We start from the raw sequence: 25,022 nt of genomic DNA on the forward strand, positions 1-25,022 counted from the left end.
AGCGCACCACCGTCGACATCTCGACAAGGAGACCGACCATGACCGTTGCCCCCGAGGGCCGCCGCCTGCTGCGCGTCGAGGCGCGCAACGCCGAGACACCCATCGAGAAGAAGCCGTCCTGGCTGAAGAACACGGCGCGGATGGGCCCCGAGTTCCAGGAGCTGAAGTCGCTGGCCCGCGGCAAGGGCCTGCACACCGTGTGCGAGGAGGCCGGCTGCCCCAACATCTACGAGTGCTGGGAGGACCGGGAGGCCACGTTCCTGATCGGCGGCTCCAAGTGCACCCGCCGCTGCGACTTCTGCGACATCGCCACCGGCAAGCCCGACCTGCTGGACGTCACCGAGCCCCGCAAGGTGGCCGAGTCCGTCAAGGAGCTGGGCCTGCGCTACGCCACCGTCACGGGCGTGGCCCGTGACGACCTCGACGACGGCGGCGCCTGGCTGTACGCGGAGACCATCCGCGCGATCCACACGCTGAACCCGAACACCGGCGTGGAGATCCTGATCCCCGACTTCCAGGGCAAGCCCGACCGGCTGCAGCAGGTCATCGACGCCGAGCCGGAGGTCTTCGCCCACAACGTCGAGACGGTCCCGCGCATCTTCCGCGAGATCCGGCCCGCGTTCACCTACGAGCGCTCCCTCGACGTCATCACCCAGGGCAAGGACGCCGGGATGATCACCAAGTCCAACCTCATCCTGGGCATGGGCGAGACGAACCAGGAGATCTACGAGGCGCTGTGCGACCTCAACGACGCCGGGTGCGACATCATCACGCTCACCCAGTACCTGCGCCCCTCCCCGCTGTTCCACCCGATCGACCGGTGGGTCAAGCCCGAGGAGTTCGTGGAGCTCTCCGAGATGGCCGAGGAGATCGGCTTCCTGGGCGTCATGGCCGGGCCGATGGTCCGCTCCTCGTACCGCGCCGGCCGGCTGTGGGCCCGGGCCATGGAGAAGTCCGGCCGGGCGATCCCGGAGCACCTGGCGCACATCGAGGACACCGGCAGCGCCTCCCAGGAGGCGTCCTCGCTCGTCCAGCGTCTCCGCTGAGGACCGGCGGGGCGCGGCCCCGTCCACCCGCTAAACTGGAGGACGGACCACGGCCGGGCGCCCCCATGCGCTGACGCCGCGGGTCCCCCGGAACACCGCCACCGCACCACAGGACGAGGTCTCACCGTGTCACCTTCCCACGCCAAGTCGCGCCCGACGTCGCGATCCACCTCCCCCGGGAAGCCGACGGGGAAGCCGACCGGGAAGCCCACCCGGGCGCAGAAGCGCGAGGCGAAGCAGCAGCGGAAGGCGTCCAAGGGGCCGGGCTTCCTCAGCCAGATCAAGCAGGTCTTCAAGATGACCCGCGAGGTCGAGCCCAACATCGGCTGGTGGATGCTGCTGATCGGCCTCGGCGTCCTCCTGGTCTTTCTGCTCGTCGGCGTCCTCCTCGGCAACTGGATCACCGGGCTGCTCATCGGCCTGCCGTTCGCCCTGCTCGCCGCCTCGTTCTACCTCTCCCGGCGGGCCGAGCGCGCCGCGTTCGCCCGGATCGAGGACCAGCCCGGGGCCGCCGGCGCCGCGCTGTCCGCGCTGCGCCGCGGCTGGATCGTCGAGGACCAGCCGGCCGCCATGGACCCCCGCACCCGCGACCTCATCTTCCGCGCCATCGGCCGGCCCGGGGTGGTCCTCGTGACCGAGGGGCCCGCCGGACGGGTCGACAAGCTCGTCACCAAGGAGCGCCGCCGGATCGGCCCCGTGATCCAGAACGTGCCGATCCACGTCATCAAGACCGGCAAGGGCGAGGGCCAGGTCCCGCTGCGCCAGCTGTCCAAGGAGATGAAGAAGCTCGACAAGAAGCTCACCCAGCAGGAGGTGCAGACCGTGCACAAGCGGATCAGCACCCTGGGCAACCGCCTGCCGATCCCCAAGGGCGTGGACCCCATGCGCGCCCGCCCGGACCGCCGGGCCATGCGCGGCCGCTGAGCCGCGGGTCTGCCCGACGACGACGGAGCCCCTCGCCTTCCGCGGAAGGCGAGGGGCTCCGTCGTCGTCGGGCGCCGTGCCGCCGGGGGCTCAGCGGGTGCGGACGAGGACCGTGTCCGCCGCCCGGTCGTGCAGGCCCCGCTGGTCCGGGTCGAACACGACCGCCGGGATCACGAGGCACAGCAGCAGGGAGCGGACCGCGGCGCGGGCGAAGCCCGCCGGCCGCCCGGCCAGCGTCTGCACCTGCAGACCGAGCAGCAGGTGCCCCGGCGTGTGGCCGGTCGCACCGACGAGCAGCACGTTGAGCACGAACAGGAACGCCAGGGTCATCAGCCCCTGCTCGTTCCACTGGGGCACGAGCCACTGCGCGAGGGCCCAGCACAGGTACCAGTCCACCACCAGGGCCACGAGCCGCCGCCCCACCCGCCCCACGGAGCCCGGCCCCTGCTCCGGGCGTCCGAGGCGCTGCCCCGGGTACTGCTGCCGGCCGGTCCCCGGCCCCTCGAGCCACGAGCCCACATCACGTCTGTCGATCATCCCCTCAGGGTATCGGGGAGGGACTCCCCTAGACTGGCGGGAGACCGTGGCTCCCCCGGGGGACTCCTGCGTAACACCGAGGAAACACCCGGGACACGGAGCCTTAATGCCCGGTCCGTAGCGTTGTCCCCGGAAACGGACGCCGGCCGAACGCACCTGGCACGGCGGTCCAGCCCACCTAACAAGGAGAACAGCACATGTTCCAGACACCCGAGGAAGTCCTCGCCTTCATCAAGGACGAGGAGATCGTCTTCGTCGACGTCCGGTTCACGGACATGCCCGGCGTGCAGCAGCACTTCAACCTCCCCGCCAAGTCGGTGGACGACGACTTCTTCGTGCACGGACAGCTGTTCGACGGCTCCTCCATCCGCGGCTTCCAGGGCATCGCCGAGTCCGACATGCAGCTCATCCCGGACCCGACCTCGGCGTTCGTGGACCCCTTCCGCGTCGAGAAGACCCTCGTGGTGACCTGCTCGATCGTGAACCCCCGCACCGGTGAGCCCTACCACCGCGACCCCCGCGGTGTCGCCGAGCGCGCCGAGGCCTACATGGCGTCGACCGGGATCGCCGACGTCGCCAACTTCGCCTCCGAGGCCGAGTTCTTCATCTTCGAGGACGTCCGCTACGACATCCAGCCGCAGGGCTCCTTCTACGCCATCGACTCCGACGAGGCCGCCTGGAACACCGGCCGCAAGGAGGAGGGCGGGAACCTGGGCAACAAGACCGCCACCAAGGGCGGCTACTTCCCCGTCTCCCCGGTCGACAAGCAGGCCGACCTGCGCGACGCCATGTGCGTGGCCCTGGACGAGGTGGGTCTCGAGGTCGAGCGCTCCCACCACGAGGTGGGCGCTCCCGGCCAGGCCGAGATCAACTACAAGTTCAACACCCTGACCAAGGCCGCCGACGACCTGCAGAAGTTCAAGTACGTCATCAAGAACACGGCGGACGCCTTCGGCAAGTCGGCCACGTTCATGCCCAAGCCCGTCTTCAACGACAACGGCTCCGGCATGCACTGCCACCAGTCCCTGTGGAAGGGCAGCGACCCGCTGTTCTACGACGAGAAGGGCTACGCGGGCCTCTCCGACCTCGCCCGCTGGTACATCGGCGGCCTGCTCGAGCACTCCTCGGCCGTGCTGGCCTTCACCAACCCGACGGTGAACTCCTACCGCCGCCTGGTCAAGGGCTTCGAGGCCCCGGTCAACATGGTGTACTCGCAGGGCAACCGCTCCGCCGGCATCCGCATCCCGATCACGGGCACCAACCCGAAGGCCAAGCGTCTCGAGTTCCGCGCCCCGGACCCCTCCTGCAACCCGTACCTCGCCTTCGCCGCGCAGCTGATGGCGGGCCTCGACGGCATCCGCAACCGCATCGAGCCGGCCGACCCGATCGACAAGGACCTCTACGAGCTGCCCGCCGAGGAGGCCAAGGACATCAAGAAGGCCCCGGCCTCGCTCGAGGAGGCGCTCCTGGCCCTCGAGGAGGACCACGAGTTCCTGCTCGCCGGCGACGTCTTCACCGAGGACACCATCCAGTCCTGGATCGAGTACAAGCGCGAGTTCGAGCTCAAGCCGCTGTCCGTGGTCCCGCACCCGCTGGAGTTCTCGCTGTACTACGGCGTCTGACCCGCAGGGATCGACCGCTTCACGGGCAAGGCCCCGGACCCCTCGCAGGGGTCCGGGGCCTTGCCCGTGCTCGGCGTTCACTTTTCGACATTTGCCATGGTCAGTGAATATTTGTGATGGGCATCACTAACGTGGACACTGCCGGCCATGGGGGCCAGCAGGGGGACATTGAGCCGGCCGATTGTTGTCGGCACTCGCGCGCGCACCGACTCTGCGCTCGTCGGCCGTTCGGTGCCGGTGCCCTCTCCATCACGTTGTCAATGAACCGAGGCGATCATGAGAACCTCCACCAAGCGCGCCCTTGCACCGCTGGCAGTGGCCGGCGCCCTCGTCCTCACAGGACTGCCACCGGCCACGGCCGATCACTATCCTCCTTTCGAGTTGCCCGAAAACACGGCATGCACATTCCCGCTCGGTGTATCAGCCACCGGGGGCAAGCTCCACACCAAGACGTGGTACGACGAAAAGGGCGATCCCGTGCGTAGCATTACTGCGGGTCGGGGCGATGTGGTGACTTACACGAACCTGGATACGGGTGCGTTCCTGTCCCTCAAGACGGGAGGCAACGTGGAGCGCAAGACTTACCATCCGGATGGATCGCAGACCGTCACCATGACCGGCCAGGGTGGACTCATCTTTTTCCCCTCGGACGAGCCTCCTGGTCCCAGCACCACCCATTACTTTGGGCGAGTCGTCTACACCATTGGAACGGACGGCGTGTGGACCCTAGTCAGCACATCCGGCCGGGAACGGGACATTTGCGCGGAGCTTGCTTAGTCCGAGCCATCTCGGGGAGGGCCCCGGTTGCCTCATAAGCGTCCGGGGCGCTCCCGTGCCGACGGCGGAACGTGACCGCCCTCAGTGCCCATAGAAGAGCCGCTCGAACACGGCCCGGGCCTTGCGGGTGGTGCGCAGGTAGTCCTCCTCGAGACGGCCGGCGCCGCCGTGCTCGTACCCGCACCAGCGGGCCACCGCCTCGAGGTCGGCCCGCTTCGAGGGCAGGGCGTCGGAGCGGCGCCCGGTGCGCAGGACGTTGCCGTTGCGCACGGCCGTGGCGAGCCGCCACGCGGCCGAGAGGGCCGTGGCGTCCTCGGCGGTGACGAGCCCGGCCTCCTCCGCGGCGTGCAGCGCCCGCAGGGTGCTCGTGGTCCGCAGCCCCTGGACCCGGTGCCCGTGCTGCAGCTGCAGCGTCTGGACGAGCCACTCGACGTCCGAGAGCCCGCCCCGGCCCAGCTTCACGTGCCGGGACGGGTCCGCACCCCGCGGCATCCGCTCGTTCTCCACGCGGGCCTTCATCCGCCGGATCTCCAGCAGCTGGCGCTCCGTGAACTCCTCCGGGTAGCGGCGCGGGTCGATGACCCGCCGGAAGGCGTCGGCCAGGTCGTCGCTGCCGGCCATGGGCAGGGCGCGGGTGAGCGCCTGGAACTCCCAGGTCTGCGCCCAGCGGGCGTAGTACTCGGCGTAGGAGTCGACGGAGCGCACCATGGGCCCCTGCTTGCCCTCGGGGCGCAGGTCGTTGTCGATCTCGAGCACCCGCTCCGCCACGATGGGCGGCGTGCAGGGCGCCTTGAGCAGCTGCACCATCCGCTGCAGCAGCGTCTCGGCCTGCTCCCGGGCGTCCGCGGGGTCCGCGTCCTCCACCGGGGCGCAGACGTACATGACGTCGGCGTCGGAGCCGTAGCCGATCTCCCGCCCGCCCTGCCGGCCCATCGCCACGACCAGGACGTCGGCGAGCCGCCCGTCCCGGTCGTAGACCTCCCGCTCGGCCACGTGCAGGGCGCCCAGGATGCAGACCCGGTCGATGTCGGACAGCGCCTCCACGACCTGCTCGACGTCGAGCAGCCCGGAGGTGTCCGCGAGCGCCACGCGCAGCTCCTCGCGGCGGCGGATCAGCCGGATCATCCGCACGGCCTCCCCGGGGTCGGGGTGCCGGGCCATCTGGGCGCGGATCTCGCTCCACAGCGTCTCGAAGGACACGGGGCAGAGCTCGTCGTCCTGGCCGAGCCAGGCGGTCGCCTCCGGAGAGTTCTCCAGCAGGTCGGTGACGTAGCGCGAGCTCGAGAGGATCTGGCACAGCCGTTCCGCGGCGGCGTTCGAGTCGCGCAGCAGCCGCAGGAACCAGGGGGTGGTCCCGAGGGACTCGGAGAGCCGCCGGAACCCGAGCAGCCCGGCGTCGGCGTCGACCCCGTCGGCCAGCCAGGCCAGGAGCACGGGCAGCAGGGTGCGCAGGATCTCCGCCCGCCGGCTGACGCCGCGGGTGAGCGCCTCGATGTGCCGCACGGCGGCCTTCGGGTCCCGGTAGCCGAGCGCGGCCAGCCGGTCCCGCACCGACTCGGCCGACAGCTGGGTGTCGGTCTCGGGCAGGTGGGCCAGCGCGGCGAGCAGCGGCCGGTAGAAGATCCGCTCGTGCATCCCCCGCACGCTGCGCTTGACCTTGCGCCACTCCTCGAGCAGCGAGTCGCCGGAGGGACGGGCGGTGTCGGCGGCGCCCTGCAGCGACCGGGCGATGACCGTGAGCTCCCGCTCCCCGCGCGGCATGAGGTGGGTGCGGCGCAGGCGGAACAGCTGGATGCGGTGCTCGAGCAGGCGCAGCCAGCGGTAGTGGGCGGAGAACTGCTCGCTGTCCCGGCGGCCGATGTAGCCGCCCTCGGAGAGCGCGGCGAGGGACTCGGTCGTGGCCTGCGTCCGGACCCGCTCGTCCGTGCGCCCGTGCACCAGCTGGAGGAGCTGGACCGTGAACTCGACGTCGCGCAGACCGCCGGGGCCCAGCTTGATCTGGCGCTCGCCCTCGGCCGCCGGGATGTTGTCGGTGACCCGCCGGCGCATGGCCTGCACGGACTCGACGAAGCCCTCGCGCGCGGAGCTGCGCCACACGAACGGCTCGATGGCCTTCCGGTAGGCCGCCCCGAGCTCCGGGTCCCCGGCAACGGGGCGGGCCTTGAGCAGGGCCTGGAACTCCCAGGACTCGGCCCACCGCTCGTAGTAGCGCACGTGCGAGTCCAGGGTGCGCACGAGCGGCCCGTCCTTGCCCTCGGGCCGGAGGTTGGCGTCCACCTCCCACAGCGGGGGCTCCGTGCCGCGGGACATGAGCGCCCGGGCGGTGCCCGTGGCGAGGGCCGCGCCGATGACGGTCGCCTCCGCCCCGTCGAGGGGTTCGGTGCCGTCCGGGTCCTCGACGGCCATGACGTGGACGACGTCGACGTCGGAGATGTAGTTCAGCTCCCGCGCGCCGCACTTGCCCATCCCGATCACGGCCAGCCGCACCCGGTCGACGGTCTCGGGGGCCCAGGTTGCCGCCGCCTCCGCCCGGGAGACGGCGAGCGCCGCCTCGAGGGCGGCGGCGGCGAGGTCGGCCAGCTGCCGGCCCACCGCGGGCATGTGGTCGGCGGGGTAGAGGGCCCCGACGTCGCGGATCGCGATGCGCGCCAGCTCCCGCCGGTAGGCCACGCGCAGGGCGCTGCAGGCGGTGTCGCCGGTCTCCGCCGCCACCGGGGTTCGCGCGGCGGGATCGGCTCCGACGGCCGTCAGCAGCGCGTCGCGGAACTGCTCCGCGGGGATCTCCTCGGGCTCGGCGGCGGCGGGCTCAGCGAGCAGGTCCAGGTGCTCGGGGCGCCGCAGCAGGAACTCCCCGAGCGCCTCGGAGGCCCCCAGGAGCCGGAACATGGTCTCGGAGGCCTCCGGACCCGCGTTGATCCGCTCGGCGAGCTCCGGGGTGCCCTCGAGGAGCCGGACGGTGAGCTGCAGGGCGACGTCGGGCGACGCCGCCAGCGCCAGGCCCTCCAGCAGCCGGTCCAGGTCGACCTCGGCGAGCTCGGGGAAGCCGAGCCAGCGCTGGGCGTTGCCCGTGTCGGCGAAGCCGACCTTGATGAGCCGGCCGGACGCGACGGGGTCCGTGGCGGCCGTCGACTGGGGAGGGTGTGTCATGGGACGGTCCGTCCGGGGTCAGAGGATGCCGAGGTTGTTCTTGAGCTCGAAGTGCGTGACGACCCGGCGGTAGTCGTTCCAGTCGCGGCGCTTGTTGCGCAGGAAGTAGTCGTAGACCTGCTCCCCGAGCAGCTCGGCCATGAACTCCGACTCCTCGGTCTCCCGGATCGCGTCGTACAGGCTCGAGGGCAGCGGGTTGTGGCCGAGGGCGCGGCGCTCCGCGGAGCTCATCGCCGCGACGTCGTCCAGCTCGACCGGCGGGAGCTCGTACTCGTTCTCGATGCCCCGCAGACCCGCGGCCAGCAGAGCGGCGTAGGACAGGTACGGGTTCGTGGCGGAGTCGATGCCGCGGTACTCGATCCGCGCGGCCTGCACCTTGTCCGGCTTGGACAGCGGCACCCGCACGAGCGCGGAGCGGTTGTTGTGCCCCCAGGACTGGTAGGAGGGCGCCTCTCCCCCGCCCCAGAGCCGCTTGTAGGAGTTGACGAACTGGTTGGTCACCGACGTGAACTCGGGGGCGTGCCGCAGGATGCCGGCGATGAAGTGCCCCGCCGTGCGGGAGAGCCGGAACTCGGACCCGGCCTCGAAGAAGGCGTTGGTGTCCCCCTCGAACAGCGAGAAGTGGGTGTGCATGCCGGAGCCGGGGTGCTCCGTGAAGGGCTTGGGCATGAAGGTCGCGTAGAGGCCCTGCGAGAGCGCGACCTCCTTGATCACCGTGCGGAACGTCATGATGTTGTCGGCCGTCTGCAGGGCGTCGGCGTAGCGCAGGTCGATCTCGTTCTGCCCGGGACCCGCCTCGTGGTGGGAGAACTCGACGGAGATCCCGACGGCCTCCAGCATGCTCACGGCCTTGCGCCGGAAGTCCTGCACCACGCCGCCCGGCACGTGGTCGAAGTACCCCTCGTGGTCCACGGGGGTGGGCCGGCCCTCGGCGTCGAGGTCCGCGGACTTCAGCAGGTAGAACTCGATCTCCGGCGCCGTGTAGCAGGTGAAGCCCATGTCCGAGGCCTTCTCCAGGACACGCTTGAGCACGCCGCGCGGGTCCGAGGAGGAGGGCTCGCCGTCCGGGGTGAGGATGTTGCAGAACATCCGTGCGGTGGGCTCCGTCTCGCCGCGCCACGGCAGGATCTGGAACGTGGAGGGGTCCGGCTGCAGGAGCATGTCCGCCTCGGAGACCCGCGACAGACCCTCGATGGACGAGCCGTCGAAGCCCAGTCCCTCCTCGAAGGCCGCCTCGACCTCGGCGGGGGCCAGGGCCACCGACTTGAGGCTCCCGACGACGTCCGTGAACCACATGCGCACGAAGCGGACGTCGCGCTCCTCGATGGTCCTGAGGACGAACTCCTGCTGACGGTCCATGGTTGCCTTCCTCGTCTTCCTGCCCGCGGCTCCGCCCCGCCCGTGCGTGCTGTGCCGGCCGGGCACGACTGCTTGTCCCGCCCACTCTAACGCGCGGCCCCGCCGCGCCCCGCGGACGGGACCGGCGCGGGCGGGTGCGCCCGATAGGGTGGGGCCATGACCCAGGAGACACCCCGCCCGGCACCGGGCGCGCTGGACGTGCGCCGGGTGCGCACGCACCACCTGCGCGAGGCCAAGCGCCACGGCGAGAAGTTCACGATGCTCACCTGCTACGACGCCCTGACGGCTGCGATCTTCGACGCGGCCGGCGTCGACTCGCTGCTGGTGGGGGACTCCGCGGGCAACAACGTCCTGGGCCACTCCAGCACCCTGCCGGTCACGGTGGACGAGCTGCTGCCGATGTGCCGGGCCGTGTCCGGGTCGGTCGAGCGCGCCTTCGTGGTGGTGGACCTGCCCTTCGGCTCCTACGAGGGCTCTCCCGAGCAGGCGGTGGCCACCGCGGTGCGCTTCCTCAAGGAGGGCGGCGCGCACGCGGTGAAGCTCGAGGGCGGGGCGTGGTTCGCCCCGCACGTCGAGGCCATGGTCCAGGCAGGGGTGCCGGTCGTGGCGCACATCGGCTTCACCCCGCAGAGCGAGCACGCCCTGGGCGGGTACCGGGTGCAGGGCCGCGGCGACGCCGCGGCCACGCTCGTCGAGGACGCCCGTGCCCTGGAGGCGGCCGGGGCCTTCTGCGTGCTCATGGAGATGGTCCCGGCGGAGGCCGCCGCGGCCGTGGACGCCGCCCTGGAGGTCCCGACCGTGGGGATCGGGGCCGGGTCCGCGACCACCGGCCAGGTGCTGGTGTGGCAGGACATGCTGGGACTTCGCCAGGGCCGGATGCCCCGCTTCGTGCGGCAGTACGCGGACCTCCACGGGGTGGTCTCCGACGCCGTGGGCCGCTACGTGGAGGACGTCCGCTCGGGGACCTTCCCGGGCCCGGAGCACGGTTTCTGACCCGGCCCGCGGACGCACCGCGCCGACGCGCGGCCCGGCCGTTCAGCCCTCGTCGAAGGCCCGGTCCTCCTCGTCCCACTGCCGGGTGCGCTCCGCGGCCAGCTTCAGCGCGTTCTGCGCCTCCTCGCGCGTGGCGTAGGGCCCGAGCAGCTTGCGGTAGTCCGACTGCGGACCCTCCTCCACCTGGTGGGTGTAGACGTTGAACCAGTACTCGCTCATGACCTCTCCTCTCGGTGGCCGCCGGGCCCGGGAGACCGGGCCGGCTCCGTGCCCGGCGCGCTAGGGTAGATCCTAGGCCCGGACCGGCCCGGACGGGGCCGGCACACCCGATCCAGGAGGTCCAGACCCCCGTGCCCACGCACAACCTCACCGCGCCCGCCCCTGGCGGCGCCGCCCCCGTCGGGACCCTCGTCCCCGGCTCCATGACCCCTGGCCGCCCGGTGCCGGCGGCCATCCCCCGCCCGGAGTACGTCGGCCGGGCGGAGCCGGACGAGGGCCGCGGCGGCAACGTCTACACCGCGGACGAGATCGAGCTCATCCGTGCGGCGGGCCGGATCGCGGCCCGCGCCCTGCAGGAGGCCGGCCGCGCGGCCGTGCCCGGCACCACCACGGACGAGCTGGACCGGATCGCCCACGAGTACATGTGCGACCACGGGGCCTACCCCTCCTGCCTGGGGTACCGGGGCTTCCCCAAGTCCATCTGCACGTCCCTCAACGAGGTGATCTGCCACGGCATCCCCGACTCCACGGTGCTGGAGGAGGGCGACATCATCAACCTGGACGTCACGGCCTACAAGGACGGCTTCCACGGCGACACCAACCGGATGTTCCTGGTGGGCGAGGTCGACGAGCAGTCCCGCCTGCTGGTCGAGCGCACCGAGGAGGCCCTGAACCGGGCCGTCAAGGCGGTCCGCCCGGGGCGGGAGATCAACGTCATCGGCCGCGTCATCGAGAAGTACGCCCGGCGCTTCGACTACGGCGTGGTGCGGGACTTCACGGGCCACGGCGTGGGCCGCGAGTTCCACTCCGGACTGATCGTCCCCCACTACGACGCCGCGCCCTCCTACGCCACCCTCATGGTCCCGGGCATGGTCTTCACGATCGAGCCCATGCTGACCCTGGGCACCGTCCAGTGGGAGCAGTGGGACGACGACTGGACCGTGACCACCCGCGACCGGCGCCGCACCGCGCAGTTCGAGCACACCATGGCCGTCACCGAGGACGGGGTGGACGTCCTCACCCTTCCGTAGCCCCTGCCGTAGACTGCCCACTGATCATCCGACCACGGCCCCACGAGAGGACCGCTCCATGACCACACCAGACCGCGCCGCCGCCGCCGTCCCGAGCCGCCGCGTCATCGGCATCGACTTCGGCGGCACCGGGACCAAGGGCGGGATCGTGGACCTCGACACGGGCGAGCTCGTCGGCGAGCGCTTCCGGATCCCCACGCCCCGACCCGCCACTCCGGAGAAGGTCGCCGAGGTGGTGGAGCAGATCGTCGCGGAGCTGCAGTCCCGCCCCGAGGCCCCCGCCCCGGACTCGCCGGTGGGCATCGTCTTCCCGGCGATCATCAAGGAGGGCGTCGCCCTCTCCGCGGCGAACATCGACCAGTCATGGATCGGCACGGACGTCGACGCGCTCATGACCGAACGGCTCGGCCGCCCGGTCGAGGCCCTCAACGACGCCGACGCCGCGGGCCTGGCCGAGGCCGTCTACGGCGCCGGCCGGGGGGTCAAGGGCCTGGTCATCGTCATCACGCTGGGCACCGGGATCGGCTCCGCCCTGATCCTCAACGGGAAGCTCGTCCCCAACGCCGAGCTGGGGCACCTGGAGATCGACGGCCACGACGCCGAGACGAAGGCGTCCGCCGCGGCGCGCGAGCGCGAGGACATGCCGTGGAAGAAGTGGGCGACCACCCGGCTGCAGCGCTACTTCAGCCACGTGGAGTTCCTGTTCTCGCCCAACCTCTTCGTCGTCGGCGGCGGGGTGTCGAAGAAGGCGGAGAAGTTCCTGCCCTTCATCGAGCTGCGCACGCCCGTGAAGGTCGCCGAGCTCCGCAACAACGCCGGCATCGTGGGTGCGGCCCTGTGGGCCGGCATCCCGCACGAGCCGGAGAGCTGACCCCGGTCCGACGACGACGCCCGGTCGCCTCCTCGCGGAGGAGACCGGGCGTCGTCGTGCTCGGGGCAGAAAAAAACCCGCCGGGGGCCGCGGCTTCCCCTCCGCAGCCCCCGGCGGGAGCTTGTTGTGGTCCCCACTCTACGGCCCCGCTCCGGCCTCCGGCAAGGGACACGCCGGGACCTGCCGGCCGGACGCGGCGGGGCGCACGAGGGGTGTCAGAGCAGCCGCGGCTGGGACACGCCCTCGAGGCCCTTGCCCCGCGGCCGCCGGCCGGAGCGCCGCTTGGCGGCACCGATCGGCTCCACGGTGGCGGGGATCGTCTGCTGCCCGGACTGCTCGGCCTGCTGCCGGCGCAGGAGGTCGATCGCCTCCTCGAAGTCGCCCAGGCCGTCGAAGGCCTGGTAGACGCTGGCGAAGCGGAGGTAGGCCACCACGTCCAGCCGGCGCAGCGGGGCCAGGATCGCGAGCCCCACCTCGTGGGCCTCGATCTCCGCGGCGCCCAGCGCCCGGATCGTCTCCTCGACCTCCTGGGCCAGCATCGCGAGGTCGTCCTCGCTCACCGGCCGGCCCTGGCAGGCCTTGCGCACGCCGTTGACGATCTTCTGCCGGTCGAAGGGCTCGGTGACGCCCGAGCGCTTGATGACCGAGATCGTCGTGGTCTCGACCGTGGTGAACCGCCGGCCGCACTCGGAGCACTGGCGGCGGCGGCGGATCGCCGTCCCGTCGTCCGTGGTGCGGCTGTCGACGACGCGGGAGTCGGTGTGACGGCAGAACGGGCAGTGCACGGTCGGATCAGCTCCCGGTGCGGATCGTGATGGCCCGGCCGTGCGCGGGCAGGTCCTCGGAGCCGGCGACGGCCACGATGTCCTCCCCGATCCGGGCCAGCGCGTCCTGGGTGTACTCGACGATCTGCACGGCCTTCATGAACGCGGTGGTGGACAGGCCCTGGGCGTGCACCGCCGTCCCGCCCGTGGGCAGGACGTGGTTCGAGCCCGCGGCGTAGTCCCCGAGCGGGACGGGGCTGTAGGGCCCCAGGAAGATCGCCCCCGCGTTGCGCACGCGGGCCGCGACCTCCTGCGGGTCGGCGGTGTGGATCTCGAGGTGCTCGGCGGCGTAGGCGTCGGCCACGGCGATCGAGGCGTCGAGGTCGTCGGTGAGCACGATCCCGGACTGCGGTCCGGACAGGGCGGTGCTGATCCGCTCCCGGTGCTTCGCCTCGGGCACCTGCACGGCCAGTTCGGCCGCGACCCGCTCGGCGAGCCCCGGCGAGTGGGTGATCAGGACCGCGCCGGCGGCGGGGTCGTGCTCGGCCTGGGAGATCAGGTCGGCGGCCACGTAGGCCGGCACGGCGGTGTCGTCGGCCAGCACGGCGATCTCGGTGGTCCCCGCCTCGGCGTCCACGCCGACCACGGAACGGAGCAGGCGCTTGGCCGTGGCGACGTAGACGTTGCCCGGACCGGTCACGGTGTCGACCGGCTCGAGGACGTCATCGCCGTCCGTGACCCCGTAGGCCATCGCGGCCAGCGACTGGGCGCCGCCGATGGCCCAGACCTCGTCCACGCCGAGCAGCCCGGCGGCGGCGAGGATCGTGGGGTGGGGCAGACCGCCGAACTCCTTCTGCGGCGGGCTGCAGAGCACCACCGAGCCGACCCCGGCCGCCTGGGCCGGGACGACGTTCATGACCACGGACGAGGGGTAGACGGCGAGCCCGCCGGGCACGTACAGACCCGCCCGGCGCAGCGGCGTCCACCGGTGCACGAGCACCGCGCCCGGGGCGACCTCCACGCGGGCGTCGGCCGGGCGCTGGGCGCGGGCGAAGGCCCGGGTCCGCTCGATGGCGGTCTCCAGGCCCCGGCGCACGGCCGGGTCCAGCTCCTCGACGGCCCGGCGGATCTCCGCGGGGTCCACGCGCAGGGAGCCCTGTGCCACCCCGTCGAAGCGCTGCGCGTAGCGGCGCAGGGCGTCGGCGCCCTCGGTGCGGACCGCGGCGAGGATCTCCTCCACGGCCTGCTGCGCCGAGGCGAGCGACGTGGAGCTCTGCCGGGGCACGGCCGCCCGCAGCTCGGACCAGGACAGGTGCCGCCCGCGCAGGTCGATCGTTCGCAGGACGGGAGTCGTGGTCGTCTCAGCAGTAGTCACGTTCTCCATGGTATTCCACTGCGAGGCCCGGCCGGGTGCCGGATCCTGCGCTCCGCCGCCCGCTGGGCTAGACCTCCAGGCAGGTCGGGCCGAGCAGCACCTTGAGGTCCCCGAACAGGGCCGGCGAGGGGTTCACCCGCAGGTCCGGACCCAGCCGCAGGACCTGCACCTTCTGACGCGTCTCGAGGTGGATGCGCACCTCGGAGTCCCCGCGGTGGTTGCGCAGCACCGCGCCGATCTCCTTGACCGTCTCCTCCGTGGCGCGGAACTCGGGCAGGGCGATGAGCACGGGTCCGCTGTGCCCGTCCGCCGAGAGCTCCGGCACGGTGAGCTCCTGCGCGGAGATCGTCACCGACCCGTCGTCCCGGCGCTGCAGCCGGCCCTTGATCACGCAGATCAGGTCCTCCGCGAGCACCCCCGCGATGGGGGCGTAGGCCTTGCCGAAGAACATGATCTCGATGGAGCCCGTCCGGTCCTCGAGCTCCACCCGTGCGTAGGCGTTGCCCGAGGTCTTGGCGATCCGCCGGGACAGGGACGTGATCATGCCCGCCACGGTCACGACCGCGCCGTCCGGGCGGCCGTCCTCGCCCAGCAGCGGCTGGATCGAGGTGTCCGCGTACTGCCCGAGCGCCTCGTCGAGGCCGCGCAGCGGGTGGTCGGAGACGTACAGGCCGAGCATCTCGCGCTCGAAGGCGAGCAGGTCCTTGCGCTCCCACTCGGGCACGTCCGGCACCGCGACGGTCAGCGACGTGGTGGGGTCCTCGTCGTCCATGCCCATGCCGCCGAAGAGGTCGAACTGCCCGGCCGCCTCCTGGCGCTTCACGGCCACCGTGGCGTCCACGGCCTCCTCGTGGCAGAGCACGAGCCCGCGCCGGGTGTGGCCCAGCCGGTCGAAGGCGCCGGCCTTGACCATGGACTCGATGGTGCGCTTGTTGCACACCACGGCGGGGACCTTGGCGAGGAAGTCGTTGAAGGACGTGAACGCGCCGTGCTCCTCCCGGGCCTCGACCATCGCGCTGACCACGTTGGCGCCCACGTTGCGCACCGCGCCCATGCCGAAGCGGATGTCGGTGCCCACCGGGGTGAAGTTCAGCGCGGACTCGTTGACGTCCGGGGGCAGCACGGTGATGCCCATCCGGCGGCACTCGGTGAGGTACAGGGCGAGCTTGTCCTTGTCGTCGCCCACCGAGGTGAGCAGCGCGGCCATGTACTCGGCCGGGTAGTGCGCCTTCAGGTACGCCGTCCAGTAGGACACGAGACCGTAGGCCGCGGAGTGGGCCTTGTTGAACGCGTAGTCCGAGAAAGGGAGCAGGATGTCCCACAGGGCCTTGATGGCGGCCTCCGAGTAGCCGCGCTCCGCCATGCCGCCGTGGAAGCCCTCGTACTGCTTGTCCAGCTCCGACTTCTTCTTCTTGCCCATGGCGCGGCGCAGGATGTCCGCCTGGCCGAGCGAGAAGCCCGCGACCTTCTGGGCGATCGCCATGACCTGCTCCTGGTAGACGATCAGGCCGTAGGTCGTGTTGAGGATCTCCGCGAGCGGCTCCTCGAGCTCGGGGTGGATCGGGGTGATCTCCTGCTGGCCGGTCTTGCGCAGCGCGTAGTTCGTGTGCGAGTTCGCACCCATGGGGCCCGGGCGGTACAGCGCGATGACCGCCGAGATGTCCTCGAAGTTGTCGGGGCGCATGAGCTTGAGCAGCTGGCGCATGGGCCCGCCGTCGAGCTGGAAGACGCCCAGGGTGTCGCCGCGGGCCAGCAGCTCGTAGGACTCGGTGTCCTCGAGGCCGAGGTTCTCGAGGTCGAGGACGAAGCCGTCCTGGTTGAGGGTGATGTTCTCGAGGGCGTCGGAGATGATCGTGAGGTTGCGCAGACCCAGGAAGTCCATCTTGATCAGCCCGAGACCCTCGCACGTGGGGTAGTCGAACTGGGTGATGACCTGGCCGTCCTGCTCGCGGCGCATGATCGGGATGATGTCGATCAGCGGGTGCGAGGACATGATGACGCCGGCCGCGTGCACCCCCCACTGGCGCTTGAGCCCCTCGAGGCCCTCGGCGGTCTCGAAGATCTTCTTCGCCTCGGGGTCCTGGGCGAGGACCTCGCGCAGCTCGTCGGCCTCGCCGTGGCGCTTGGCGGAGTCGTCGTAGACGTCCTTGAGGGAGATGCCCTTGCCCATGACGTCCGGCGGCATGGCCTTGGTGAGCTTCTCCCCCATCGAGAAGGGGTAGCCGAGCACGCGCGAGGAGTCCTTCAGCGCCTGCTTGGCCTTGATGGTGCCGTAGGTGACGATCATGGCCACGCGCTCGTCGCCGTACTTCTCGGTGACGTAGTGGATCACCTCGGAGCGGCGGCGGTCGTCGAAGTCGACGTCGAAGTCGGGCATGGACACGCGGTCCGGGTTGAGGAAGCGCTCGAAGATCAGCCCGTGCTCCAGCGGGTTCAGCTCCGTGATGCGCATGGCGTACGCGACCATGGAGCCGGCCCCGGAGCCGCGGCCCGGGCCCACCCGGATGCCGTTGTTCTTCGCCCAGTTGATGAAGTCGGCCACCACCAGGAAGTACCCGGGGAAGCCCATCTGCAGGATGATGCCCTTCTCGTAGTCCGCCTGCCGCTGGACGTCCTCCGGGATCCCGCCGGGGAAGCGGTGGTGCAGTCCCCGCTGCACCTCCTCCACGAACCAGGACTCCTCGTCGTGGCCCTCGGGGGTCGGGAAGCGGGGCATGTAGTTCGCGGAGGTGTCGAACTCGACGTTGCACCGCTCCGCGATCTCCAGGGTGTTGTCGCAGGCCTCTGGGAAGTCGCGGAAGAGCTCCCGCATCTCCGCCGGGGACTTCAGGTAGAACTCGTCGGCGTCGAACTTGAACCGCTTCGGGTCCGCCAGCGTCGAGCCGGACTGCACGCACAGCAGGGCGGCGTGGGACTTCGCGTCCTCGGCGTGGGTGTAGTGCAGGTCGTTGGTGGCCACGAGCGGCAGCTGCAGGTCCTTGGCGAGCCGGAGCAGGTCGCCGGTGACCCGCTTCTCGATCCCCAGGCCGTGGTCCATGAGCTCGCAGTAGTAGTTCTCGGCGCCGAAGATGTCACGGAACTCCGCCGCGGCCTGGCGCGCCTCCTCGTACTGGCCCAGGCGCAGGCGGGTCTGGACCTCGCCGGAGGGGCAGCCGGTGGTCGCGATCAGGCCCTTGCCGTAGGTGCTCAGCAGCTCGCGGTCCATGCGGGGCTTGTACAGCTGGCCCTCGAGGGACGCCAGGGACGAGGCGCGGAACAGGTTCTGCATCCCCTGGGTGGTCTCCGCGAGCAGCGTCATGTGCGTGTAGGCGCCGCCGCCCGAGACGTCGTCCCGGCCGCCGTCGGCGAACTTCACACGGGTGCGGTCCGAGCGGGCGGTGCCCGGCGTCAGGTACGCCTCCACGCCGATGATGGGCTTGATCCCCGCGTTGCGGGCCTTGTTCCAGAAGTCGAAGGCCCCGAAGACGAAGCCGTGGTCGGTCGTCGCGAGGGAGGACATCCCCAGCTCGTGGCAGGCCTCGAAGAGGTCGTCGAGCCGTGCCGCACCGTCGAGCATGGAGTACTCGGTGTGCACGTGCAGGTGGGTGAAGCTGTTCTTGCCGGTCGCCGTCGTCACCCGACCAGTGTAGTGGCCCGCACCGACCGCTCCGCCCCGCCGGGGCCACGCCGGAGCCGGCGGCCGGCCCGCCGCGGGCGGCCCCACGGGGCGGGACGGATTCCCCGGGCGGGGCCGGGCCGGCGGCTCAGGCGGGCCCGCCGTCGCGCAGCGTCTCGAGGGCGAACGAGAGGTCCGGCGGGTACGGGCTCTCGTACTCGACGGGCTCCCCGGTGCCGGGGTGCTCGAAGCCCAGCCGCTTGGCGTGCAGCCACTGCCGGGTGAGCCCGAGGCCGGCCGACAGCGCGGGGTCCGCGCCGTAGGTGAGGTCACCGCAGCACGGGTGGCGCAGCGCCGAGAAGTGCACCCGGATCTGGTGGGTGCGGCCGGTCTCCAGGTGCACCTCGACGAGCGCCGCCCGGCCGAACGCCTCCAGGACTTCGTAGTGGGTGATCGAGCTGCGGCCGCCCTCGACCACGGCGAAGCGCCAGTCGTAGCCGGGGTGGCGGCCGATCGGGGCGTCGATCGTCCCGCGCAGGGGGTCCGGCAGCCCCTGGACCACGGTGTGGTAGACCTTCGTGACCGTCCGCTCCTTGAACGCGCGCTTGAGCGCGGTGTAGGCCCGCTCGGTGCGGGCCACGACCATCAGCCCGGACGTGCCGACGTCGAGCCGGTGCACCACGCCGGCCCGTTCGGGGGCGCCGGAGGTGCTCACGGTGACGCCCGCGCCCGCCAGGGCCCCGACCACGGTCGGTCCCTTCCAGCCCGGCGAGGGGTGCGCGGCGACGCCCGGGGGCTTGTCGATCACCACGATGTCGTCGTCCAGGTGCACCACGCGGAAGTCCTCGACCAGCTGGGGGACGATCCGCGCCGGGTCCTCGGGAACGGGCACGTGCACGGTGAGCGTCTGCGAGGCCTCGACCCGGAAGGACTTGGCGACCGGCCGGTCACGGTGCAGCACGCGCCCCTCCGCGCACAGACCGGCGGCCGCGGAGCGCGAGAGCCCCGTCAGGGCGGCCACGGCGGCGTCCGCGCGGTGGCCCTCGAGCTCGGGCGGGACGGTGAAGCGCTCCTGCACGTGCTCCTCGGGGTCAGCCACGGGTTCCCTCCTCCTCCGGCGAGGCCTCGAGCCGCTGCGCGTCCGGGCCGCGCGAACCCGTGCGGGTGCCGTCGAGCTCCCGGCCGAGCAGGGTCAGGAGCACCACGAGGGACACCCCCGTGACCACCCCGCAGTCGGCGATGTTGAAGATCGCGAAGCGCGGCACGGCGATGAAGTCCACCACGTGCCCCACCCCGAAGCCTGGTTCCCGCAGGAGCCGGTCGGTCAGGTTGCCGAGCGCCCCGCCGAGGACCAGGCCCAGGGCCAGGGCCCACGCGGCCGAGCGGACGCGGCGGAGGGTGAGCACGATGAGGACGGAGACGACGGCCATGACCACGGTGAAGACCCAGGTGATGTTCTCGCCCAGCGAGAACGCGGCACCGGGGTTGCGGATGAACTGCCACCACAGCAGGCCCTCGACCACGGGGGTGCGCTCGCCCAGCGCCATGGTCGAGACGACCCACCACTTGGTGAGCTGGTCCGCGGTGTAGACCAGCAGCGCGGCGACCGCGGCGAGGAGCAGGACGCCCCGCGGCACCCCGCGGTCGGGTGCGCCGGCGGGGACTTCGGGGGACTCGCTCATGCTCTCCTCGGGTGGCGGGTCGGGGCCGGCCCGCGGAGCGGGGCGGCGGGGACATCGGTCCCGTTCCATGGTGCCACGTCCGTCCGGGAGCGGCCCGGCCGGGCGACGACGGAGGGACCGGCACGTGGCCGGTCCCTCCGTCGGTCGTGCGCCGTGGCCCGGTGGCTAGGCCTGCTCGGTCCGGACCGCGCCGTCGGCGCTCGGCGCGGGCTCGAGCGACGGGGTGGTGTCCAGGTCCTGCAGCTGGTCCTGGATGAACACCTTGAGGTTGGTGCGGTAGTCCTGCTCGAAGGTGCGCAGGCCCGAGACCCGGGACTGCAGCTCGGCCTGCTCCTCCTGCAGGGCGGTGAGGGTCTCTTCGCGCGTGCGCTGGGCGTCCGTGACGAGCTCCTCGGCCCGGTCGCGGGCCTCGCCGATGATCCGGTCGCGCTCGGCCGTGCCCTCGGCGACGTACTCGTCGTGCAGCTTCTGGGCCATCGCCAGGACGCCGGCCGCGGACTGCGCCGCGCCGGAGGCGGGCGCGGTCTCCGCCGGGACGGTCTCGGCGGCACCGGTGTCCGCCGGCGCGGCCGCGGCGGGTGCGGTCTGCTCGACCGCGTCCTGCTCGGCGCCGCCGGCCACCCGGCCGGGGGCCTCCGGGGCGCCGGTGTCCTCCGCGTCCGGGAAACCGGGCTCGGAGACGGGCGACGGCGTGGAGTCCTTGGGGGCGACGGGCTGCCCCGCGGCCTCGAGCTGCTGCTTGAGGTCCGTGTTCTCCTGGTTCAGGCGGCGCAGCTCCACGACGATCTCGTCGAGGAAGTCGTCGACCTCGTCCTGGTCGTAGCCCTCCCGGAACTTGGTGGGCTGGAACCGCTTGTTGATGACGTCTTCGGGCGTCAGGGCCATGAGTGCATTCCTTCGTGGGCGGGGCGCGGGCGCGGCCCGCGGCGGGGGATCCGTCCGACCGGGGCCGGGGCGGCGCGGTGGCCGGCCCCCGGTGGTCGTGCGGTTACAGCGTACAGGCCGGTCCTCGGCGGACCGGGACGGACCGGCGCGGCGTCGGAGCAGCGACGGGTCGGATCAGCATCACGTCAGAGCTAGCAGCAGATCAGATCAGTATCGAGCCGATGATGCCCTGGACGATGCTCACGGCGAAGATGAGGATGAGGAACCCGAGGTCCAGCGACACCCCGCCGAAGCGCAGCGGCGGCACGATCCGCCGCAGCCACCGCATCGGCGGGTCGGTGACGGTGTACACGGCCGAGGCCCCGACGAGGGCGGCCCCGCGGGGCCGCCAGCTGCGGGCGAACATCTGCACCCAGTCGATGACGAGGCGCGCGAGCAGCGCGACGTACACGAGGTGCAGTGCCAGGTACAGCACGGAGAGCAGAAGGTCCATCGGTCCGCCTCAGTCCTCCTGCTGGTCGTCGGTCTCGTCCTCGCCGCCGGCGGGGTGCCCGACGACCTCCACGTAGGACGGGGTGAGCAGGAAGACCTTGCCGGTCACCCGCTCGATGGAGCCGTGCAGGGCGAAGACCAGGCCGGCGGAGAAGTCCACCAGGCGCTTGGCCTCGGCGTCGCCCATGTCGCTGACGTTCATGATGACGGGCGTGCCCTCGCGGAAGGCCTCGCCGATGGACTTCGCGTCGTTGTAGGAGCGGGGGTGGACCGTGGTGATCGTGCGCAAGGTCGAGCTGTCCTCTCGAGAGCTGGAGGGGGCGCGTTTGATGGGGGTGACCGGCGCCCGGTACTCGGCCGACCGGCGCGGCACGGCCACCGCGGTGGACTCGTGGGCGCGGGCCTCGCGCGGCTCCTCGCGGACCGCGACGGCGGACTGGTGCTCCTGGCGGGACGGCGTCGGGTCGTCGTAGTCCTCGTCCGTCTCGGCGAGGCCGAGATAGATCATGGTGCGGCGCAACGCTCCGGCCATGGTGCTCTCCTTGACTGTCTGTGCGGATATCGGCGATGGGGGGAGTTCCGGGATCCTCGGACCGCCTGCGCCCGTCGTGCTGCGCGGAACGCGGTACGGCCCTGGCCCCGCGGGGCCGTCCTCCAAGCTATCCTACGGGCGCCCGGGGGCCGAGGATATCGGAGCCGACGCGCACGTGCGTGGCTCCCCGGGCGACCGCCTCCTCGAGGTCCTGGCTCATGCCCGCGGACACGGCCGTGGCCTCCGGCAGGGACTGCCGCAGCTCCTGCGAGATCTCCCGGAGGCGGTCGAAGGCGGGTCCGGGCGGCGCCCCCAGCGGGGCGACGGCCATGATCCCGCCGGCGCGCAGCCCCTCGGTCCCGGCGATCTGCTCGGCGAGCCCGACGACGTCCTCGGGGCGGGCCCCGCCGCGGCGCTCCTCGGCGTCCAGGGAGACCTGGACGAGGCACGTCAGGTCCTGGTCCGCGCACGGGCCGGGGGCCGCGTCCCCGGCCGCCACGGACTCCCGGTGCCGCTGCACCGCCTTGCCGAGGGCCGTGACCAGGGAGGCCCGGTCCACGGAGTGAACCCAGGACGCGTAGCGCACGACCGACTTCGCCTTGTTGGACTGGAGCTGGCCCACGAAGTGCCAGGTGAGGGGTCCGTCCACGAGCTCGGCCACCTCCCGCGCCTTCGCGGCGGCCTCCTGGTCCCGGTTCTCCCCCACGTCCCGGACGCCGAGCCGGTGCAGCCGGGCCACGTCCGCGGCGGGGAAGAACTTCGTCACGGCGACCAGCACCGGCTCCTGCGCCGCCCCGCTCCGCTGCGCCGCGGCCGCGATCCGGGCGCGCACCCGGTCGAGGGAGCGGGCGAGCTCCAGGGTCCGCGGATCGTCACCGCCGGAGCCGGCGGCCCGGTCCGCGCTCACGCGGCGTCCTCCCCGCGGGCACCGGCGGCCCAGACGAGGCCGACGATGCGGCCGGAGCCGGGGTCCCGCCGGTGCGAGGACAGCCGCTCGTTCTCCAGGGTGCAGCAGGAGCCGGCGGCCGCCGGCGGCTCGACGACGCCGACCCCGAGGGCCGACAACCGCTCCCGGGCCCCGCCGCGCAGGTCGAGGGCGGGGGTGCCCCAGGACGTCGTGGCGGCGACGGCGGGGAGCCGCGCCACGGACTCCTCGCGCATGGCGGCGGGCACCTCGTAGCAGCTCCCGCAGATCGAGGGACCGAGCCACGCCGACAGCCCGTGCGCGCCACGGTCCCGCAGCCGCTCGACCGTGCGCTCGAGCACGCCGTCGAGCAGACCGCGGCGGCCCGCGTGCGCCACGCCCGTGACCGGGCCCCGCGGGCCCTCCCCCACCAGGAGCACGGGCACGCAGTCGGCGACCATCACGGCCAGCGGCACGCCCGTCGCCGTGACGGCGGCGTCCGCGGTCGGCACGGCCGGCCGGTCCTGCCGGTCCGCGTCGACGACATCGGTGCCGTGCACCTGCTCGAGGAACAGCAGGGAGCCACCGGGAACGCCCATCGACCGCTCGAGCGCGGCGCGGCGGGTCCGCACCGCGTCCGCGTCGTCGCCCGTGTGCAGCGCGAGATTGCCCGCGCCGCGGTCCGTGAACGCCACCCGGACGCCCTGCCCGACGTCGTCCTGCCACCAGAACACCGGGTCCTCCTGTCGTGCCTCGTCGTGCCGCCGCCGGGGGCCGGCTGCGGCGGGGATTAACGCGCCCGGGGGCGGACGCGGGTCCTCCGCGTCCGCCCCCGGGGCGGTGCTCACTTCAGGAAGTCGGGGAAGTCCAGGGAGTCCTTGCGCCCGGAACCCGCCCCGGCGCCGGCCTCGGCCTCGGCGGGCAGGTCGACGTCGAAACCGGCGTCGTCGGGCACGTCGTCGTTCTGCACCGGCTGCGCCCACCGCTGAGACGTCGAGGGCTGGCCGAAGGACGGGGCGCCGCCGCGCTGCGGGGCGCGCCCCACACCGGCGGGCTGACCGGCGCCGGAGCCGAAGGCCGCGCGCGTGGTCGCCGCCTGCTGGGCGGCCGCGTTGGTGTTGTTGGCGTTGGTCTCCGGGCTCACCGAGTCGAAGCCCGCGGCGATGACCGTGACGCGGGCCTGGTCGCCCAGGGCGTCGTCGATGACCGCGCCGAAGATGATGTTCGCCTCGGGGTGGGCGACCTCCTGGACCAGGCGGGCGGCCTCGTTGATCTCGAACAGGCCGAGGTCGGAGCCGCCCTGGATGGACAGCAGCACGCCGTGGGCGCCGTCGATGGAGGCCTCCAGCAGCGGGGACGCGATCGCGAGCTCGGCGGCCTTCACGGCGCGGTCCTCGCCCTGCGCGGCTCCGATGCCCATGAGCGCCGAGCCGGCGCCCTGCATGACGGACTTCACGTCGGCGAAGTCGAGGTTGATCAGCCCCGGGGTGGTGATCAGGTCGGTGATGCCCTGCACGCCCGAGAGCAGCACCTGGTCCGCGGACTTGAAGGCGTCCAGCATGGACACGTTCCGGTCGGAGATGGACAGCAGGCGGTCGTTGGGGATCACGATGAGGGTGTCGACCTCGTCGCGCAGCGTCTCGATCCCGTTCTCCGCCTGGTTGGAGCGGCGGCGGCCCTCGAAGGTGAACGGGCGGGTGACGACACCGATGGTCAGAGCGCCCAGGGAGCGGGCGATGCGGGCGACCACGGGGGCGCCGCCGGTGCCGGTGCCGCCGCCCTCGCCGGCGGTCACGAAGACCATGTCGGCCCCCTTGAGGACCTCCTCGATCTCCTCGTGGTGGTCCTCCGCCGCCTGGCGCCCCACGTCGGGGTTGGCGCCGGCGCCCAGGCCGCGGGTGAGCTCGCGCCCGACGTCGAGCTTGACGTCGGCGTCGCTCATCAGCAGGGCCTGCGCGTCCGTGTTGATCGCGATGAACTCGACGCCGCGCAGCCCCTCCTCGATCATCCGGTTCACGGCGTTGACGCCGCCGCCGCCGATTCCGACGACCTTGATGACGGCCAAGTAGTTCTGGGGGGTGGAGGAGTCCATGGGTACCTAACTTGAGATGGTCCGGGTCCGGAATCGCGAGCTGTTCCTCAACCTTCGATCGAAGGTCGAATATCAGGCCGTCAGCTGCTCTCCCGGGAGGTTCGATGTCGAGGTCAAGCCTAACAACCGTGGGGACCACCTGCACGACAAGCCATACCGCTTTCGACACTTTTCG

22 protein-coding genes are annotated in these 25,022 nt (G+C 72.0%); 7 read left to right on the top strand and 15 right to left on the bottom strand.

Annotation, left to right across the window (positions count from 1 at the left end; all coding sequences use genetic code 11):
* The first annotated feature begins 38 nt into the window (after window positions 1-38).
* Window positions 39-1,046 carry a lipoyl synthase gene (lipA, locus tag Q0817_RS10255; RefSeq protein WP_298586759.1) on the top strand — a complete coding sequence of 336 codons (1,008 nt, stop codon included), beginning with the start codon at window positions 39-41 and terminating at the stop codon, window positions 1,044-1,046.
* Between the two features lie 126 nt (window positions 1,047-1,172).
* On the top strand, window positions 1,173-1,970 hold the full coding sequence (locus Q0817_RS10260; protein ID WP_298586761.1) for a DUF4191 domain-containing protein: 798 nt from the start codon (window positions 1,173-1,175) through the stop codon (window positions 1,968-1,970).
* Between the two features lie 90 nt (window positions 1,971-2,060).
* On the opposite strand, the gene Q0817_RS10265 is transcribed toward Q0817_RS10260, so the two are convergent.
* Entirely contained in the window at window positions 2,061-2,507 is a 447-nt protein-coding gene (locus Q0817_RS10265; RefSeq protein ID WP_298586763.1) for an RDD family protein, read from the bottom strand.
* A gap of 197 nt (window positions 2,508-2,704) precedes the next feature.
* Between Q0817_RS10265 and glnA (Q0817_RS10270) the strand changes: the two genes are divergently transcribed.
* Together glnA (Q0817_RS10270) and Q0817_RS10275 are read left to right on the top strand one after the other, a co-directional pair.
* Window positions 2,705-4,129 carry a type I glutamate--ammonia ligase gene (gene glnA, locus Q0817_RS10270; protein WP_298586766.1) on the top strand — a complete coding sequence of 475 codons (1,425 nt, stop codon included), beginning with the start codon at window positions 2,705-2,707 and terminating at the stop codon, window positions 4,127-4,129.
* Between the two features lie 276 nt (window positions 4,130-4,405).
* Window positions 4,406-4,906 carry a hypothetical protein gene (locus Q0817_RS10275; RefSeq protein ID WP_298586769.1) on the top strand — a complete coding sequence of 167 codons (501 nt, stop codon included), beginning with the start codon at window positions 4,406-4,408 and terminating at the stop codon, window positions 4,904-4,906.
* An 81-nt stretch (window positions 4,907-4,987) separates the two neighbouring features.
* Here the strand turns inward: Q0817_RS10275 and Q0817_RS10280 are convergent, their stop codons facing one another.
* Complete coding sequence (locus Q0817_RS10280) at window positions 4,988-8,053, bottom strand: bifunctional [glutamine synthetase] adenylyltransferase/[glutamine synthetase]-adenylyl-L-tyrosine phosphorylase (protein WP_298586772.1); 3,066 nt, start codon at window positions 8,051-8,053, stop codon at window positions 4,988-4,990.
* An 18-nt stretch (window positions 8,054-8,071) separates the two neighbouring features.
* Window positions 8,072-9,412, bottom strand: a complete 1,341-nt coding sequence (gene glnA, locus Q0817_RS10285; protein ID WP_298586775.1) for a type I glutamate--ammonia ligase — start codon at window positions 9,410-9,412, stop codon at window positions 8,072-8,074.
* Between the two features lie 156 nt (window positions 9,413-9,568).
* Here glnA (Q0817_RS10285) and panB point away from each other — a divergent pair, with 156 nt between their 5' ends.
* Entirely contained in the window at window positions 9,569-10,405 is an 837-nt protein-coding gene (gene panB / locus Q0817_RS10290) for a 3-methyl-2-oxobutanoate hydroxymethyltransferase (RefSeq protein ID WP_298586778.1), read from the top strand.
* Window positions 10,406-10,447: 42 nt separating this feature from the next.
* Here the strand turns inward: panB and Q0817_RS10295 are convergent, their stop codons facing one another.
* Entirely contained in the window at window positions 10,448-10,624 is a 177-nt protein-coding gene (locus Q0817_RS10295; RefSeq protein WP_157571329.1) for an SPOR domain-containing protein, read from the bottom strand.
* Between the two features lie 131 nt (window positions 10,625-10,755).
* On the opposite strand from Q0817_RS10295, the gene map reads away from it, so the two are divergent.
* Window positions 10,756-11,655, top strand: coding sequence for a type I methionyl aminopeptidase (gene map, locus Q0817_RS10300; protein WP_298586783.1), 900 nt, complete (start codon window positions 10,756-10,758; stop codon window positions 11,653-11,655).
* Window positions 11,656-11,713: 58 nt separating this feature from the next.
* Window positions 11,714-12,526: a polyphosphate--glucose phosphotransferase gene (ppgK, locus tag Q0817_RS10305; protein ID WP_298586786.1), complete on the top strand. Its 813-nt coding sequence runs from the start codon at window positions 11,714-11,716 to the stop codon at window positions 12,524-12,526.
* A 215-nt stretch (window positions 12,527-12,741) separates the two neighbouring features.
* On the opposite strand, the gene nrdR is transcribed toward ppgK, so the two are convergent.
* The 11 genes from nrdR to ftsZ form a co-directional block, all read right to left on the bottom strand.
* The gene (gene nrdR / locus Q0817_RS10310; protein WP_298586788.1) at window positions 12,742-13,311 is read right to left on the bottom strand and encodes a transcriptional regulator NrdR; all 570 of its coding nucleotides are present in this window, start codon (window positions 13,309-13,311) and stop codon (window positions 12,742-12,744) included.
* Between the two features lie 7 nt (window positions 13,312-13,318).
* Window positions 13,319-14,674, bottom strand: coding sequence for a histidinol dehydrogenase (gene hisD, locus Q0817_RS10315; protein WP_298586791.1), 1,356 nt, complete (start codon window positions 14,672-14,674; stop codon window positions 13,319-13,321).
* A gap of 58 nt (window positions 14,675-14,732) precedes the next feature.
* The gene (gene dnaE / locus Q0817_RS10320; protein ID WP_298586794.1) at window positions 14,733-18,281 is read right to left on the bottom strand and encodes a DNA polymerase III subunit alpha; all 3,549 of its coding nucleotides are present in this window, start codon (window positions 18,279-18,281) and stop codon (window positions 14,733-14,735) included.
* 127 nt (window positions 18,282-18,408) lie between these two features.
* Window positions 18,409-19,359: an RluA family pseudouridine synthase gene (locus Q0817_RS10325; RefSeq protein ID WP_298586796.1), complete on the bottom strand. Its 951-nt coding sequence runs from the start codon at window positions 19,357-19,359 to the stop codon at window positions 18,409-18,411.
* A complete protein-coding gene (gene lspA / locus Q0817_RS10330) occupies window positions 19,352-19,942 on the bottom strand; it encodes a signal peptidase II (RefSeq protein ID WP_298586799.1) in 591 nt (196 codons plus the stop codon). Before lspA ends, Q0817_RS10325 begins: the two co-directional genes overlap by 8 nt.
* 165 nt (window positions 19,943-20,107) lie before the next feature.
* Window positions 20,108-20,827 (bottom strand): DivIVA domain-containing protein, encoded by a 720-nt coding sequence (locus Q0817_RS10335; RefSeq protein WP_298586802.1) that lies wholly within the window; start codon window positions 20,825-20,827, stop codon window positions 20,108-20,110.
* 202 nt (window positions 20,828-21,029) lie between these two features.
* Window positions 21,030-21,320, bottom strand: a complete 291-nt coding sequence (locus tag Q0817_RS10340) for a YggT family protein (RefSeq protein ID WP_298586805.1) — start codon at window positions 21,318-21,320, stop codon at window positions 21,030-21,032.
* A gap of 9 nt (window positions 21,321-21,329) precedes the next feature.
* Window positions 21,330-21,851 carry a cell division protein SepF gene (gene sepF / locus Q0817_RS10345; protein ID WP_298586808.1) on the bottom strand — a complete coding sequence of 174 codons (522 nt, stop codon included), beginning with the start codon at window positions 21,849-21,851 and terminating at the stop codon, window positions 21,330-21,332.
* Between the two features lie 127 nt (window positions 21,852-21,978).
* Window positions 21,979-22,758 carry a YggS family pyridoxal phosphate-dependent enzyme gene (locus tag Q0817_RS10350; protein WP_298586811.1) on the bottom strand — a complete coding sequence of 260 codons (780 nt, stop codon included), beginning with the start codon at window positions 22,756-22,758 and terminating at the stop codon, window positions 21,979-21,981.
* Window positions 22,755-23,489: a polyphenol oxidase family protein gene (locus Q0817_RS10355; RefSeq protein ID WP_298586991.1), complete on the bottom strand. Its 735-nt coding sequence runs from the start codon at window positions 23,487-23,489 to the stop codon at window positions 22,755-22,757. Before Q0817_RS10355 ends, Q0817_RS10350 begins: the two co-directional genes overlap by 4 nt.
* 110 nt (window positions 23,490-23,599) lie before the next feature.
* Complete coding sequence (gene ftsZ / locus Q0817_RS10360; protein WP_298586814.1) at window positions 23,600-24,847, bottom strand: cell division protein FtsZ; 1,248 nt, start codon at window positions 24,845-24,847, stop codon at window positions 23,600-23,602.
* Window positions 24,848-25,022 lie beyond the last annotated feature (175 nt).

The organism is uncultured Kocuria sp. (assembly GCF_947500125.1).
GTDB lineage: Bacteria > Actinomycetota > Actinomycetes > Actinomycetales > Micrococcaceae > Kocuria.